Annotated in this window: 14 protein-coding genes; 10 read left to right on the top strand and 4 right to left on the bottom strand. The window is 34.2% G+C overall.

The annotated features are described in order from the left end of the window. The first annotated feature begins 126 nt into the window (after positions 1-126). The 8 genes from ACKC83_RS09070 to ACKC83_RS09105 all read left to right on the top strand — a co-directional run bounded on the left by ACKC83_RS09070 (position 127) and on the right by ACKC83_RS09105 (position 9,088). Complete coding sequence (locus tag ACKC83_RS09070) at positions 127-282, top strand: hypothetical protein (protein ID WP_414036022.1); 156 nt, start codon at positions 127-129, stop codon at positions 280-282. 165 nt (positions 283-447) lie between these two features. After that, positions 448-1,629, top strand: coding sequence for an AIR synthase related protein (locus tag ACKC83_RS09075; RefSeq protein ID WP_434037770.1), 1,182 nt, complete (start codon positions 448-450; stop codon positions 1,627-1,629). A 41-nt stretch (positions 1,630-1,670) separates the two neighbouring features. Then, positions 1,671-2,639, top strand: coding sequence for a DUF3078 domain-containing protein (locus ACKC83_RS09080; RefSeq protein WP_434035269.1), 969 nt, complete (start codon positions 1,671-1,673; stop codon positions 2,637-2,639). 192 nt (positions 2,640-2,831) lie between these two features. Next, positions 2,832-5,390, top strand: a complete 2,559-nt coding sequence (locus ACKC83_RS09085) for an adenosylcobalamin-dependent ribonucleoside-diphosphate reductase (RefSeq protein ID WP_434035270.1) — start codon at positions 2,832-2,834, stop codon at positions 5,388-5,390. Between the two features lie 121 nt (positions 5,391-5,511). Next, positions 5,512-6,210, top strand: coding sequence for a hypothetical protein (locus tag ACKC83_RS09090; RefSeq protein ID WP_414036019.1), 699 nt, complete (start codon positions 5,512-5,514; stop codon positions 6,208-6,210). 100 nt (positions 6,211-6,310) lie between these two features. Then, positions 6,311-7,387 carry a peptide chain release factor 1 gene (gene prfA / locus ACKC83_RS09095; RefSeq protein WP_414036018.1) on the top strand — a complete coding sequence of 359 codons (1,077 nt, stop codon included), beginning with the start codon at positions 6,311-6,313 and terminating at the stop codon, positions 7,385-7,387. 77 nt (positions 7,388-7,464) lie between these two features. Further along, positions 7,465-8,283 (top strand): orotidine-5'-phosphate decarboxylase, encoded by an 819-nt coding sequence (pyrF, locus tag ACKC83_RS09100; protein WP_434035271.1) that lies wholly within the window; start codon positions 7,465-7,467, stop codon positions 8,281-8,283. A 7-nt stretch (positions 8,284-8,290) separates the two neighbouring features. Then, positions 8,291-9,088 carry an ABC transporter substrate-binding protein gene (locus ACKC83_RS09105; protein ID WP_434035272.1) on the top strand — a complete coding sequence of 266 codons (798 nt, stop codon included), beginning with the start codon at positions 8,291-8,293 and terminating at the stop codon, positions 9,086-9,088. On the opposite strand, the gene ACKC83_RS09110 is transcribed toward ACKC83_RS09105, so the two are convergent. The 3 genes from ACKC83_RS09110 to ACKC83_RS09120 form a co-directional block, all read right to left on the bottom strand. After that, positions 9,054-9,281 (bottom strand): Lacal_2735 family protein, encoded by a 228-nt coding sequence (locus tag ACKC83_RS09110; protein WP_414036015.1) that lies wholly within the window; start codon positions 9,279-9,281, stop codon positions 9,054-9,056. The genes ACKC83_RS09105 and ACKC83_RS09110 overlap by 35 nt on opposite strands. 78 nt (positions 9,282-9,359) lie before the next feature. Continuing rightward, a complete protein-coding gene (locus ACKC83_RS09115) occupies positions 9,360-9,560 on the bottom strand; it encodes a Lacal_2735 family protein (RefSeq protein WP_414036014.1) in 201 nt (66 codons plus the stop codon). Positions 9,561-9,755: 195 nt separating this feature from the next. Beyond that, entirely contained in the window at positions 9,756-10,508 is a 753-nt protein-coding gene (locus ACKC83_RS09120) for a DUF4197 domain-containing protein (RefSeq protein WP_434035273.1), read from the bottom strand. A 209-nt stretch (positions 10,509-10,717) separates the two neighbouring features. On the opposite strand from ACKC83_RS09120, the gene ACKC83_RS09125 reads away from it, so the two are divergent. Then, the gene (locus tag ACKC83_RS09125; protein ID WP_434035274.1) at positions 10,718-11,296 is read left to right on the top strand and encodes a hypothetical protein; all 579 of its coding nucleotides are present in this window, start codon (positions 10,718-10,720) and stop codon (positions 11,294-11,296) included. Here ACKC83_RS09125 and purU read toward each other — a convergent pair. After that, a complete protein-coding gene (gene purU / locus ACKC83_RS09130; protein ID WP_414036011.1) occupies positions 11,293-12,147 on the bottom strand; it encodes a formyltetrahydrofolate deformylase in 855 nt (284 codons plus the stop codon). The genes ACKC83_RS09125 and purU overlap by 4 nt on opposite strands. 145 nt (positions 12,148-12,292) lie before the next feature. On the opposite strand from purU, the gene ACKC83_RS09135 reads away from it, so the two are divergent. Then, positions 12,293-15,721 (top strand): methylmalonyl-CoA mutase family protein, encoded by a 3,429-nt coding sequence (locus ACKC83_RS09135; RefSeq protein ID WP_434035275.1) that lies wholly within the window; start codon positions 12,293-12,295, stop codon positions 15,719-15,721. Positions 15,722-15,991: the final 270 nt, after the last annotated feature.

Genomic DNA, 15,991 nt, shown 5'->3' on the forward strand with positions numbered 1-15,991 from the left:
ATTGTAAAGTGCTTTGTCTGTCATAAGTGTGTGTTGTCGAAAACCTGTTCGTAATGAGGTGGTTATAAGATAATTTGCTCGTGTATTTTATATATTTACAAGGCTATTAATCTATACAATTTAATTATGAAACAGCTCATTGTAAGTGTGCTGTTGCTTTTAGTTGCTACTTTTGTGTTTTCTCAAGCAGATATTGATTCACAAGAAGAAAATACTACAAAGGAAGCTTTGATAGAGCAACAGGGACTCGAAGAAAAATCTCTTGCTAACCTTTTGGAATAAGGATTTTTACTAGAAAAAAATTAAGTGGAATGTTTACAAACCTTCAAATGTCTTTTTTAAATAGATATCTGGAGGTTTTTTTTGACTTCGATTTTCCTGTTATTTATCATAAAAAACTAATTTACAATGCGTACTTTTGTAAATCATTTTCAATTAAAAAATCATATGAGTCAAGAAGTCAGTAAGCGATATGCGCAACGAGGAGTTTCAGCTTCAAAATCAGATGTTCATAACGCTATAAAGAATATTGATAAAGGATTGTTTCCTAAGGCATTTTGTAAAATAGTACCAGATTATTTATCTCAAGACGATGCATATTGTTTAATTATGCATGCAGACGGAGCAGGTACCAAAAGTGCGTTAGCTTATATGTATTGGAAAGAAACTGGTGATATTTCGGTTTGGAAAGGGATTGCTCAGGATGCTTTAATCATGAATATAGATGATTTACTTTGTGTGGGAGCGACCGACAATATTATGTTGTCTTCAACCATTGGTCGAAATAAGAATTTAATTCCTGGAGAAGTGCTTTCTGCTATTATTAATGGGACTGAAGAGTTAATTGAAGATTTAAAAGCATTTGGTGTAACTATTCATTCTACTGGTGGTGAAACTGCCGATGTGGGAGATTTAGTAAGAACTATAATTGTTGATTCTACCGTTACAGCTAGAATGAAACGTGAAGACGTTATCAATAATGCAAATATACAAGCAGGAGATGTTATTGTAGGATTAGAATCTTTTGGTCAGGCCACTTACGAGAAATCTTATAATGGCGGGATGGGTAGTAACGGATTAACATCGGCAAGACATGATGTATTCCATAATTATTTAGCCGATAAATTCCCTGAAAGTTTCGACGCAGCGGTACCTAGTGATTTGGTGTATTCTGGACAGATGAAACTTACAGATCCGGTGGCAGACTCGCCTATAGATGCTGGAAAGTTAGTATTGTCGCCAACACGCACGTATGCGCCGATTATAAAAGCGATACTCTCTAAATACAATAAAGAAGATATTCATGGGATGGTTCACTGTTCTGGTGGGGCTCAAACAAAGATTCTGCATTTTGTAGATGAATTTCATATCATTAAAGATAATTTATTTCCAATTCCACCGTTATTTAAACTGATTCAGGAGCAGTCTAAAACAGACTGGAAGGAAATGTATCAGGTTTTTAATTGCGGACATCGTATGGAGGTTTATGTATCGCCTGAGGTTGCAGAAGATATTATAGCGATATCTAAGACATTTGATGTCGATGCTAAAGTCATTGGACGTGTAGAAGCGTCTGCGCAAAAACACTTAACTATAAAAAGTGAATTTGGCATTTTTGAATATGAATAAATAAAAGCTTTGTTTTGAGGCTTTAATTGAGTTGATTTACTATGAAGTATATTGTTATTTTTCTTTTTTCTTTTATGGTTCAGGGTGTTTTCGCTCAGCCAGACTCATTGTATATAAAGAAAAAAAAAGATAAAGATCCTACAGAAACGCCTAAATGGGTTCATAAAAATAAAGTAGGTCTCGATGTCAACGAAGTGGCGTTTATAAACTGGAGTTCTGGGGGTAGTAATTCTATTTCAGCAATTGTTAGTGGAAACTCGAAATTAGATTATACCTATAGAAACTTAATTTGGAATAGCAGTTTAAATACCCGTTATGGTATAAACCAGCAAGAAAGTCAGCCTTTAAAAAAGACAGACGACTTGTTCGAGATAAATTCGTCTTTGGGGTATAAAAAATCCAAAGGTTCTAAATGGTATTACTCTGCACGTTTAAATTTTAAAACTCAATTTGCTAACGGATATTCGTATCCCGACACTTCTAATCCAATTTCAAAATTCATGGCTCCAGGGTATATGTTTTTTGGGGGAGGTATGGAATATGGAAAAGATATTAAACGCCTTTCTCTTTATGCTTCACCTCTAACCTTTAAATCTACTTTTGTGCTCGATGAAGACTTAGCGAATTCAGGAGCATTTGGGGTGACGCCAGCGGTATATGACGACGAAGGTAATGTGCTTATTCCTGGAGAAAAGGTAAGAGAAGAACTAGGTATTTTAATTACCAATTATTACGAATTAGATGTCGCAAAAAATGTGGTGTTAAAAAGCACGACAAATTTGTATACAGATTATATAAATAGCTTCGGAAATGTCGATATCGATTGGGAGGTGGTTATGGATTTTAAAGTGAACAACTTTATTAAAGCAACTTTGGGATCGCATCTTAAATATGATAATGACGTTAAGACATTGGTTGTTGTAAATGAGGAAGCCGATGAGTACGGAGAAGGCGGTGCTAAAGTACAGTGGAGACAGCTTTTAGGTATAGGTTTTGTTGTAGATTTCTAAAAATATCATTTCCATATAGTTTGAATTATTTGTTAACTTTTTTATGTTGATAAATATTTAATACCTTGTATTTAAGTTTATTATGAAAATTATTTGAAAACTTTTTGTTTTCCGAAGTGTGATTTATTTCAAACACTTGTCTATATTTGTGGTCTCAAAATTATTCTAGTAACCACAAAAATTGAAAAGACAATGAAAGTAGACTCCTTACCTATTCAAAGACAAACCTATACACAAGATGAAGCTTTCGAAGCTGCTTTAAAATACTTTAAAGGAGACGATTTAGCAGCCAGAGTTTGGTTAAATAAGTACGCTCTTAAAGATTCCGACGGTAATATTTACGAGTTAACGCCAAACGATATGCACCAAAGGATAGCAAAAGAAATTGCTAGAATAGAAGTTCGCTATCCAAATCCATTATCTGAACAAGAAATTTTTGACTTAATAAAAGATTTTAAATACATCGTTCCTCAAGGTAGTCCGATGGCTGGGATAGGTAACCCATTTCAAATTGCATCACTTTCAAATTGTTTTGTAATAGGAAATAGTGGCGAATCAGATTCTTACGGAGGAATCATGAAAATAGATCAAGAGCAGGTACAATTAATGAAACGTCGTGGCGGTGTGGGGCACGATTTATCTCACATTCGTCCAAAAGGGTCTCCTGTAAAAAATTCAGCTTTAACATCTACGGGTATCGTACCTTTTATGGAACGCTACTCAAATTCTACTAGAGAGGTTGCTCAAGACGGACGTCGTGGTGCTTTAATGTTGTCTGTTTCTGTAAATCATCCAGATTCAGAAGATTTTATAGATGCTAAATTAGAGCAAGGTAAGGTTACCGGAGCTAACGTATCTGTGCGTATAGACGATGAGTTTATGAAAGCAGTAAAGGCGGATGGCGAATACACTCAGAAATATCCAATTTTTAGTAAAAACCCTAAGTTTACAAAAACCATTCAAGCGGATGGGATTTGGAAAAAAATAGTACATAATGCATGGAAGTCTGCAGAACCAGGTATTTTATTTTGGGACACTATAATTAATGAATCTGTTCCAGATTGTTATTCAGAATTTGGTTATAAAACAGTATCTACCAATCCGTGTGGAGAAATTCCTTTATGTCCTTACGATTCTTGCCGTCTATTAGCAATCAACTTATTTTCTTATGTAGAAAATCCGTTTACTAAAGACGCAAGTTTTAATTTCGAATTATTTAGTAAGCATATAGCTGTTGCACAACGTATCATGGATGATATAATCGATTTAGAATTAGAAAAAATTGATGGTATTTTAGCTAAAATTGCAGCAGATCCAGAATTAGATGTTGTTAAAGCAACCGAAAAAGAACTTTGGGAAAATATTAAACATAAAGCAGAAGAAGGTAGAAGAACAGGTATTGGTATCACTGCTGAAGGTGATATGTTAGCCGCTCTAGGTATAAGATACGGAAGTAAAGAAGGAAATGCTTTCTCTGTAGAAGTACATAAAAAATTAGCTATAGAAGCCTATAGAGCTTCTGTGTATACAGCAAAAGACCGTGGTGCTTTTGGTGTTTATAACTCTGAATTAGAAAAAGATAATCCATTTATTCAACGTTTAAAAGAAGCCGATAGTAAATTGTATTACGACATGTTAGAATACGGACGTCGTAACATAGCCTTATTAACCATTGCGCCAACAGGAACTACAAGTTTAATGACGCAGACAAGTTCAGGAATAGAACCTGTATTTATGCCGGTTTACAAACGTAGACGAAAAGTAAACCCGAACGACAAAAATGTGCGTGTAGATTTTGTTGATGAGGTAGGGGATTCTTGGGAAGAATATGTAGTGTTTCACCACCGTTTTAAACAATGGATGGAAGTAAATAATTTCGATTTATCTAAAAACTATTCTCAGGAAGAAATCGATGCTTTAATTGCTAAATCACCGTATTACAAAGCCACATCTAACGATGTAGATTGGCTAAGTAAGGTGTCTATGCAAGGCGCGGTTCAGAAATGGGTAGATCACTCTATTAGTGTAACCATAAATTTACCAAACGATGTTTCTGAAGACTTAGTTGGGCAGTTATATTTAAAAGCTTGGGAAGTTGGTTGTAAAGGAGTAACTGTATATCGCGACGGATCTCGTGCAGGAGTTTTAATCTCTAACGAAGAAAAGAAAGAAGAGGACCCAACTACAGATGTGTTAACAACATTCCCTAAAAAACGCCCACAAGTTCTTGAAGCAGACGTAGTACGTTTTCAAAATAATAAAGAAAAATGGATTGCGTTTATTGGTAAAATAGATGGTAAACCTTACGAAGTATTTACGGGATTAACAGACGATGAAGATGGTATGATAATTCCGCGTTGGGTTAACGAGGGCTTAATTATTAAAAACAGAAACGACGACGGTACGCGACGTTACGATTTTCAATACCACAACAAGAGAGGTTACAAAACCACTATTGAAGGCTTGTCCCATAAATTCAATCCAGAATTCTGGAATTATGCTAAATTAATATCAAGTACACTTCGTCACGGTATGCCAATCGATAAAATTGTAGACTTAATTAATAGCTTACAATTAGATAGTGAGTCTATAAATACATGGAAAAATGGAGTGGTTCGCGCTTTAAAACGTTTTGTTGCAGATGGAACGCAAGTAAAAGGGCAAACGTGTAGTAATTGTGATTCTGAAAATTTAATCTATCAAGAAGGGTGTCTTACATGTAAAGATTGTGGATCTTCTAAATGTGGATAATATAAAGTGAATACAAGCTTAAAAAGGCGAGAGGGAACTCTCGCTTTTTTTGTAACCAAATCGTAGTAATATAAGATTGCTAATTAAATGAGAATTAGATAGATTTAAATTTTCAAAACTCATGATTTCTAAAAAAACAAGTATAATACTATTGGCGTGCACCATGGTTGTAATAAACTTTTTTATTATAACACAGTTCACGGCATTTGACTCTAGGTTAGTTCGGAATATTACGACTTTAGCCTTTTTTGTACTCTTTATTATATTTGGAGGATTAAAGAAAATTAAATTAACACTCGTCTATCTTCTGTTTATCTCTACCGATGTGTGCATCATGTTTTACGATTATCCGTTTTATAACAATTTGGCATCGGTGTTAAAATCTTTGGGACTATTAGTTATGATTTGGCACTTAATACCACGATTTAAGATAGAGCTTGAAAGTAAGAAATCGGTAGTTGGTAGTTTGCTTATTATTGGTTTTGGTGGTGCTTTATTTCTGGAATTGTTAGAATTAGCAACCATGAAGTTTAACAATACCTTGCATATTTTTTTGTACGCGTGTTGCGCCTTATTATACCTGATATTATTTATTTTAGTGGTAAACTATAATCTTAGATACAATTCTATGCGGTCTATAGTTTGTGTGTTTTTTGTGTTTTCTATTGCGTTATCCGATTTTCTTGCCTTTATCTCTTACTATCTGGCAATAGGTGAGTTTTATTACCCAACACGATTGTTTCATATATTAGGCATAACACTGCTTACAGCCTATGCCGTACTTCCATTTAAAAAAGAAGAATTATTTGAAGAGAATTAATGATCTTCCTTTAAATTTTATCACGCAATATTATGTGTTTAATTTACATATGTAAAATTCATAAATTATCGTATTTTTGCTCCACAATTTAATTAGGTAGATGTTAGACAAGTTACAAATAGTAAAACAACGTTTTGATGAGGTGAGTGATTTAATCATTCAACCAGATATTATTACAGATCAGAAACGTTATGTACAATTAAATAAGGAATATAAAGACTTAAGAGGCTTAATGGATAAACGTGAGGAATATATTTCCTTAACAGAAAACATAAAAGAATCTGAAGAAATTATAGCGGATGGGAGTGATGCAGAAATGGTTGATATGGCCAAAATGCAATATGAAGAAGCGAAATCTCGCATACCAGAATTAGAGGAAGAAATTAAAGTAATGTTAATTCCTAAGGATCCGGAAGACACTAAAAATGCGGTTGTAGAATTACGTGCAGGAACAGGTGGAGATGAAGCGAGTATTTTTGCTGGAGATTTATTTAGAATGTATTCTAAATATTGTGAAGGTAGAGGATGGAAAGTCGATACTGTAGATTACAGTGAAGGAACTAACGGCGGATTTAAAGAAATTCAGTTTGAAGTTACTGGAGAAGACGTATACGGTACCTTAAAGTTTGAAGCGGGTGTTCACCGTGTACAACGTGTGCCACAAACAGAAACTCAAGGGCGTGTACATACCAGTGCCGCTACAGTAATGGTATTCCCAGAAGCAGAAGAATTTGATGTTGAAATTAATCCGAAAGAAGTTAGAGTCGATTTTTTCTGTTCGTCAGGACCAGGAGGACAATCGGTAAACACAACGTATTCTGCGGTGCGTTTAACACACATTCCTACCGGATTAGTGGCCCAATGTCAAGATCAGAAATCGCAACATAAGAATAAAGAAAAAGCATTTAAAGTATTACGTTCTCGTTTATACGAAATGGAATTGGCCAAAAAGAATGCTGCCGATGCCGAAAAACGTGGTACCATGGTAACTTCTGGAGATAGAAGTGCTAAAATTAGAACCTACAATTATTCGCAGGGACGTGTAACCGATCATAGAATTGGATTAACATTGTACGATTTAGGGAATATTGTTAATGGGGATATCCAAAAAATAATTGACGAATTACAATTAGCAGAAAATACTGAAAAGTTAAAAGCTAATGACGATGTCATTTAAAAAGAATTAGCCTCGTTTAGAGGCTTTTTTATTACACATTTTTAAAGTTAAGTTTAAATCTACAAAAGTAAATTACAGTGACTACCGAACAATTAATTGAGCAGATTAAAATAAAAAAATCATTCTTAGCAATTGGCCTTGATGTCGATTTAAATAAAATACCACCACATTTATTAGATACCGAAGATCCTATTTTCGAATTTAATAAAGCCATTATAGATGCAACACATCATTTATGTGTGTCTTATAAGCCTAACACTGCATTTTATGAGGCTTATGGATTAAAAGGATGGAAATCTTTAGAAAAGACTATTAATTATTTAAATGAAAATTACCCTGAAATTTTTACCATTGCCGATGCAAAACGTGGAGATATTGGTAATACAAGTACTATGTATGCCAAAGCATTTTTAGAAGATTTAGCATTCGATAGTGTGACTGTCGCACCGTATATGGGAAAAGATTCAGTAGAGCCTTTTTTAACGTTTAAAAATAAGCATACTATTCTTTTAGCTTTAACCTCTAATCAAGGTGCTTTCGATTTTCAAACCAAAACCATAGAGGGTAAGGAAGTGTATAAGCAGGTTTTAGAAACTTCTAAAACATGGGAGAATTCAGAACAACTTATGTATGTTGTAGGAGCGACTAAAGCAGAATACTTAACAGATATTAGAAAAATTATTCCAAATAGTTTCTTATTGGTTCCAGGTGTTGGTGCCCAAGGCGGAAGCTTACAAGACGTATGTAGATATGGAATGACAGCTAATGTAGGCTTATTAATTAATTCGTCTCGAGGAATTATCTACGCTTCTAACGGAACAGATTTCGCCGAAGCCGCTGCGAAGAATGCCAAAATGCTCCAACAAGATATGGAAACCATTCTAAATTCGAAATAACATATTGGTGACTCGCTTTAAAGATCAATTACATAGAACCTTCCATTTAAATAAGGTTCCAAGACGTATAGTATCTTTGGTTCCTAGTCAGACAGAACTATTATGTGATTTAGGGCTGGAAGATCGTATTGTTGGAATTACTAAATTTTGCGTGCATCCAACTCCATTGTTGTCTACTAAGAAAATTGTAGGCGGTACAAAGCAGGTTAATTACGATAAAATTAAAGCATTACAACCCGATATTATCTTATGTAATAAAGAGGAAAATGCCAAAGATATGATTTCTGAATTGGAGCAAATTGCACCTGTTCATATTTCAGATATTTATACAATAGACGATAGTTTAGAGCTAATATGCATGTATGGGGAGATTTTTAATATTCCAGACCAGGCAAACACTTTAATAAAAGGCATAAAAAAAAGTAAGTCAGAATTTGAAGATTATATGTCTATAAAACCTTTAAAAACGGTTGCTTACTTTATTTGGAAATCACCATGGATGGTTGCCGGGAACGAAAATTTTATCAATCATTTATTAGTTCAGAATAAATTAGATAACGTTTTTGCGCATCAAAGTAGATATCCTGAAATAGATATTGAAAAAATTACGATAAAACCCGAGCTAATATTTTTATCTAGCGAGCCTTTTCCGTTTAAAAATAAACATATAAAAGAGGTCCAAGCTTATTTTCCAAATTCCAAAATAATATTGGTCGACGGAGAAATGTTCTCTTGGTATGGCTCTAGATTATTAAAGGCTTTCGACTATTTTAAAGGGCTGAGCGAAATCTGTCGTGATCATTAGATTCAACACGAATCATTTCCTTTTTTAGCTTGGTAGCTTCGAAATATAAATAATCACTTAAACTACTATCTGTTTGCATTACATTATATGCTTCTTCAATAAAAGACTTATATAAATTTTGTAATTCTTCTACTTTTAATAGTTTCTTTAGACTTGGTCTTACGTTTCCTACTTTACTAAATTGATTTTTCATAATATTAAGTTATTTGAATATTATAACGTAAAAACCATGCCAAAAACTTTAGAGATTAGTTAATAAAACTATAATGTTTTATTGGGTTGGTAAATTGTTTTCTCCACGATATAAATACTCCAGCCGATTCAATTTGTTTAACAATTTAATGGCTTTATATTCGGAAATATCACTTATTGCGGCATCGGTTTGGCGAAAATTATAAGCCCTTTCAATAAGTTGTTTGTAGCGTCTGTTTAGTTTCTGCTTATTTTCTTTGAGGCGGTCATTTGGTTTCATCTTATTGGCTATTAGTGTTTTAAATATACACTAAAAAAATAAATGCATGAACAGACAAATCATAAAATTTACCAAAAAAAAGCAACTCTAGTTTAAGAGTTGCTTTTAGTTGATATCAATTTCAGTTAAACAGATTATAAATCGGTAAGAAAATTGCTTATGCTGTACGACTAAAACCTTAAAAGTTGGCCGTTATTAATCTTGTAGTTCGAATACCGATTGTAATAATTGTGTAGACCGAGCTGCTGTCGATTTTCGTATCTCTTTTTCTTCTACGGCAATCATAGTATATACACCTTGTAAGGCTTCTTTAGTTACATAATCTGTTAAATCCGGGTTAACTTGAGTAACAAAAGGCATACTATTATATTTAGAAATTAGCCCTGTCCATACTTTGTCGGCACCTACTTTGCTAAAAGATTCATTAATTACAGGATTAAACTTTTTATATAGTTCTGTTTCCGTTTTAGAAGTTAAATAGGTTGTTGCAGCATCGTCACTTCCTAGTAAGATGCTTTTGGCATCATCAAAAGTGATGTCTTTTACAGCATCAACAAAAATAGGTGTAGCTTCTTTTACGGCATCTTCTGCGGCACGGTTTAGTACCTTTATACCTTCGTCTGCTAAATTGGCTAATCCCATTTTTCGTAAAGCGGTATCTACTTTTTGCAATTCGGCTGGGAGCAAGATTTTAACTAAGTCGTTTTTATAAAAACCATCCGTTTGGGTTAATTTATTAACCTGATCTTCTATTCCTAAATTTAAGGCTTCTCTTAATCCCGCAGCAATATCTGTATTAGACATGTTTATAATTGATGACGCTGTTGAAGAAGTAGAAGTTGATGAGGACGATGTTGCTTTCTTAAATGATTTAGCAAGATCGCTTAAGGTTTGCGCAGATGTGTTTAAAGAAAACACTATCGTGCAGACTAAAATAATATGTTTCAAAAGTTGTTTTTTTAGGATTTGAAACGCAAAAATATGCGTATATTTTTAAAAAAATGCATAAATTTAGATGAATTCGAGTTTTTGAAGGCAAACACTTGTTTGCAACAGATGGTTTTAATACCTCAATTTTTAGACTGAATATACACGAGACTATATATTAAAGGCAAGATTTAATCGTGTCCATTGCATTTTAATACACCAGCGTAATCATGACAATACCTCCACTTAAAATGGTAAGTTTTTCTAGCAAAGGCTATAAAAAAGAACTCATAATCTCTACAGATCAAGTTGATGTTATGCAAGCATTTTTGGTTGAAATTTTGTCTTGCGATGTTATGATTATAAATACCAACTTGGGGTTAGATGTTTATTATAATCATGTACATAATAAGAAAAATCAAATAGAAAGTGCATTCCTCATTTTACTAGCTAAGCAAGGAAGAAGTATTTTAGATTTTTTCTGTTATGATTTAAACTCTGTAGATGAAATAACCCTTAAAATTCATCATTATTTTAAGCGTTTAATAGAACATCCGTTGTTATTTAAAAGCTACTCTAAAAGTTTGTGTTATCAAATCAATTTTAACTACGCGCAAAATTCTAAAATAATTGAAACTTTATTCTCGATTTGGCAGGACGAACTATTGCGTTTAAACAACACAAACATTCAAGTTTATATTTTAAGAACCTTCTTATCTAATTTACAATTAACCTATATACAGCAGTCTTGTAAACCCGAACTGCAAGATTTATTAAGGTCTGTTATAAATATAGAACGAAGTAATTAATAGAAAATAATGGTTTTGTTATTAAACACCATTACCTTCCTGTTTATATGATGTTTAATGGCGTTGGCCAATACAATTTTCTCTAAATCTCGACCTTTAGCAATTAAATCTTCAATAGCTTGGTTGTGAGATACTCGTGTTACATCTTGCTCGATAATAGGTCCAGCATCTAAATCTTCTGTAACATAATGACTTGTCGCTCCAATAATTTTAACGCCGCGTTTGTAAGCAGAATGGTATGGTTTCGCTCCAACAAATGCTGGTAAAAACGAATGGTGAATATTAATAATCTTGTTCGGATATTCGCTAATTAACTTCGGAGATATAATTTGCATATAACGCGCCAAAACAATAAAATTAACCTGGTGCTTCTTTAGTAATTCCAATTGCTTAGCTTCTGCTTCAGGCTTGGTGTCTTTGGTTACTGGAACATGGTAAAAAGGAATATTAAAACTATCGGCTATAGGTTTTAAGTCTAAATGATTACTTAATATAAACGGAATGTGTACATCTAATTCTCCCGATTTATAACGTCCTAAGATATCGTATAAGCAGTGATCGTATTTAGATACAAAAAGTGCCATTTTAGGCTGTACTTCAGACGTGTAAATACGCCATTTCATTGAAAACTGTTTAACTAATGTGCTTTTAAACGTATGTTTTAGTTGTTCTAAATCTAAGGTGTCTGTTTCGAATTCACTTTCTAAACGCATAAAAAATATATCCTGCTCGCGATCTACATGTTGGTCAATATATATAATGTTTCCGCTGTTTTGAGCGATAAAATTAGATACTGCTGCGATGATTCCAGATTGATCATTGCAGTGCATTAAAAGTGTGATTTTATTCATCTTAATAGTTTTCAATAAAAGATTAAAAATAGTTAAATTTTGAACGTATACACTACTTGAAATGCTTTTAGATAAATTAAGTTAAATACAAGTTATTTTTGAATATTCCGTAAATTGCGTCTCAATTAAATAGTTTTTATTGATAATGAGACAAGTAGATCCTTATAAGCCAACATATAAAGTACGAATAGTAACCGCAGCTTCCCTTTTCGATGGGCACGATGCGTCTATTAATATCATGCGACGCATCATCCAATCAACTGGAGTAGAGGTAATCCATCTGGGCCACGATCGCAGTGTCGAGGAGGTTGTTAACACAGCAATTCAAGAAGATGCCAATGCGATTTGTTTAACATCTTATCAAGGTGGACATAACGAGTATTTTAAATATATGTTCGATTTGCTTAAGGAAAAAGGCTCGGAACACATCAAGATTTTTGGTGGTGGAGGTGGTGTAATTTTACCTTCGGAAATCAAAGAACTTATGGATTATGGTATCGCTAGAATTTATTCTCCAGACGATGGACGGGAACTAGGACTACAAGGGATGATTAACGATTTGGTTAAGCAAGCTGATTTTGCGGTTGGAGACCAGTTGAATGTAGATGTAGATAAATTGAAAGAGAAAAATTCAAAAGCTATTGCTAGAATCATTTCTTCTGCTGAAAATTTTCCTGAAGTATCAAAAAAGACCTTAGAAAAGATTCACACTAAAAATAAGACATCAAAAACGCCCGTTCTCGGAATTACAGGAACAGGAGGTGCTGGTAAATCGTCTTTGGTCGATGAGTTGGTGCGTCGTTTTCTTATAGATTTCCCAGAGAAAACCATCGGATTAATTTCTGTAGATCCTTCAAAACGAAAAACTGGAGGAGCACTTTTAGGAGATAGAATCCGTATGAATGCGATTAATAATTCTCGTGTGTATATGCGTAGTTTGGCTACACGTCAGTCTAACTTAGCACTGTCTAAACATGTGAATGAAGCGGTTGAAGTGTTAAAAGCCGCCGAATACGATTTAATTATTTTAGAAACCTCTGGAATTGGACAATCGGATACCGAAATTATAGAACACAGCGACTTGTCGTTATACGTGATGACTCCTGAATTTGGAGCGGCGACTCAGTTAGAAAAAATCGATATGTTAGATTTTGCCGATTTGGTGGCGATTAATAAATTCGATAAACGCGGGGCTCTAGATGCCATTCGCGATGTAAAAAAACAATATATGCGTAACCATAATATGTGGCACGCAGATCCGGATACTATGCCGGTATTCGGAACGATAGCTTCCCAATTTAATGATCCCGGAATGAACACGCTGTACAAAGCTGTGATGGATGGATTGGTAGAAAATTTAGATTCCGATTTAAAGTCAACCTTTACCATTTCGAAAGAAATGAGCGAAAAGATTTATGTCATTCCGCCTTCAAGAACACGCTACCTTTCAGAAATTGCTGAAAATAACCGTGGGTACGATAAAACGGCCGAAGATCAAGTGGTGGTGGCTCAGAAATTATTTGGGATTTTTAAAACCATAGAGTCTATTACGAATGTAGACGTTGAAATTTCTAAAATAGGACTAGATCTAGACAACATTTTAAAAGACAAGGAAACGGACGACGATGTTTCATTCATTAAATTACTTGTTGCACAATTCGATAAAGTAAAACTTAATCTTGATCCTTATAATTGGGAAGTCATTTTAAATTGGAAGGAAAAAGTCAATACATACAAGAATCCGATTTACGCTTTTAAAGTCAGAGATAAGGAAATAAAAATAGAGACACATACCGAATCACTTTCACACCTACAAATTCCTAAAGTCGCTTTGCCAAAGTATCAAGCTTGGGGCGATATTTTACGTTGGTGCTTACAGGAAAATGTACCAGGAGAATTCCCATATACATCAGGGCTGTATCCGTTTAAACGTACCGGTGAAGATCCAGCACGTATGTTTGCAGGAGAAGGTGGACCAGAACGTACAAATCGTCGTTTTCATTATGTAAGTGCTGGGTTACCAGCAAAACGCTTATCTACAGCGTTCGATAGTGTGACGCTATATGGTAACGATCCCGATTTACGTCCCGATATTTATGGAAAAATTGGTAATGCCGGAGTCAGTATTTGTTGTTTAGACGATGCTAAAAAACTATATTCTGGTTTTAATTTAGCCGATGTCATGACGTCTGTAAGTATGACTATTAATGGTCCTGCTCCAATGTTACTTGGTTTTTTTATGAATGCCGCCATCGATCAGCAATGTGAGTTATATATTAAGGAGCATGATTTAGTTGAAGATATTGAAGCTAAAATAGATGCCATTTATAAAGCTAAAGGCGTAGAACGTCCAACATATAATGGAGCACTTCCTGAAGGAAATAACGGACTAGGTTTAATGCTTTTAGGCGTAACCGGAGACGAAGTATTACCTGCCGATGTGTATTTAGATATTAAAACCAAAACCATTGCGCAAGTTCGTGGTACCGTGCAAGCCGATATTTTAAAAGAAGACCAAGCACAAAATACCTGTATTTTTTCTACAGAATTTGCCTTGCGCTTAATGGGCGATGTACAAGAATATTTTATCGATAATAATGTACGTAACTTTTATTCGGTATCTATCTCTGGATATCATATTGCCGAAGCAGGCGCCAATCCCATCACGCAATTGGCATTAACATTGTCTAACGGATTTACGTATGTCGAGTACTATTTAAGTCGTGGGATGGATATTAATAAATTCGGACCAAACTTATCGTTCTTTTTCTCTAATGGTATCGACCCAGAATATTCCGTTATCGGACGTGTTGCGCGTAAAATTTGGGCTAAAGCGATGAAATTAAAATACGGCGCTAACTCAAGAGCGCAAATGCTAAAATATCATATTCAGACGTCTGGACGTAGTTTACATGCTCAGGAAATCGATTTTAACGACATTCGTACCAGTCTTCAAGCGCTGTATGCGATTTACGATAATTGTAATTCTTTACACACCAATGCGTACGATGAAGCGATTACCACGCCAACCGAAGAATCGGTGCGTCGTGCTATGGCCATTCAGTTAATTATAAACAAAGAATTAGGATTAGCTAAAAATGAAAATCCTATTCAGGGGTCTTTTATTATTGAAGAGCTAACCGATTTAGTAGAAGAAGCTGTGCTGTTAGAATTCGACAGAATTACAGAACGTGGTGGCGTTTTAGGTGCTATGGAAACCATGTATCAGCGTAGTAAAATACAAGAAGAAAGTTTATACTACGAAACCTTGAAACACAATGGCGATTTCCCAATTATTGGTGTAAATACCTTCTTAAGTTCTAAAGGGTCACCAACGGTTATTCCAAAAGAAGTGATTCGTGCGACGGAAGAAGAGAAACAATTTCAAATTAAAACACTAGAAAATCTTCATAAAGGAAATGATACTGCGGAATTGTTGAAGGACCTGCAGCATAAAGCCATTCATAACGAAAATATTTTTGAAGCCTTAATGTATGTGTGTAAAGTGTGTTCTTTAGGAGAAATTACAGAAGCATTATTCGAAGTGGGCGGACAATACCGAAGAAATATGTAATAGTAAAGTATAATTAATCCTGTGAAAAACCTCAAATCTATCCGATTTGAGGTTTTTTGTGTTTTAAAAGGTTTAAAAACGCGATTTATTAAATAGAAATATCAGACGTTAAGTGAATTCCATAGACCACTCTTAAAAAAGTATTTATACAACAGTTAATTGGATTATTATAAGCGTGTTAAAAAGTACAGAAATTCTATGGGGCATTACACTTTAAAAAGCGTGATTAATTTTCAATTAATATTAGCGTGTGTTTTCCGGTAATCCGGT

The organism is Formosa bonchosmolovskayae (assembly GCF_051016085.1).
Taxonomy (GTDB): domain Bacteria; phylum Bacteroidota; class Bacteroidia; order Flavobacteriales; family Flavobacteriaceae; genus Formosa.

What these genes read in the sequence shown, in the direction of transcription:
- ACKC83_RS09090 (WP_414036019.1), top strand. Translation starts at nt 5,512, where the DNA reads ATGATTTCTAAAAAAACAAGTATAATACTATTGGCGTGCACCATGGTT.
- ACKC83_RS09080 (WP_434035269.1), top strand. Translation starts at nt 1,671, where the DNA reads ATGAAGTATATTGTTATTTTTCTTTTTTCTTTTATGGTTCAGGGTGTT.
- prfA (WP_414036018.1), top strand. Translation starts at nt 6,311, where the DNA reads ATGTTAGACAAGTTACAAATAGTAAAACAACGTTTTGATGAGGTGAGT.
- purU (WP_414036011.1), bottom strand. Translation starts at nt 12,147, where the DNA reads ATGAATAAAATCACACTTTTAATGCACTGCAATGATCAATCTGGAATC.
- ACKC83_RS09115 (WP_414036014.1), bottom strand. Translation starts at nt 9,560, where the DNA reads ATGAAACCAAATGACCGCCTCAAAGAAAATAAGCAGAAACTAAACAGA.
- ACKC83_RS09075 (WP_434037770.1), top strand. Translation starts at nt 448, where the DNA reads ATGAGTCAAGAAGTCAGTAAGCGATATGCGCAACGAGGAGTTTCAGCT.
- ACKC83_RS09135 (WP_434035275.1), top strand. Translation starts at nt 12,293, where the DNA reads ATGAGACAAGTAGATCCTTATAAGCCAACATATAAAGTACGAATAGTA.
- ACKC83_RS09085 (WP_434035270.1), top strand. Translation starts at nt 2,832, where the DNA reads ATGAAAGTAGACTCCTTACCTATTCAAAGACAAACCTATACACAAGAT.
- ACKC83_RS09070 (WP_414036022.1), top strand. Translation starts at nt 127, where the DNA reads ATGAAACAGCTCATTGTAAGTGTGCTGTTGCTTTTAGTTGCTACTTTT.
- ACKC83_RS09125 (WP_434035274.1), top strand. Translation starts at nt 10,718, where the DNA reads ATGACAATACCTCCACTTAAAATGGTAAGTTTTTCTAGCAAAGGCTAT.
- ACKC83_RS09110 (WP_414036015.1), bottom strand. Translation starts at nt 9,281, where the DNA reads ATGAAAAATCAATTTAGTAAAGTAGGAAACGTAAGACCAAGTCTAAAG.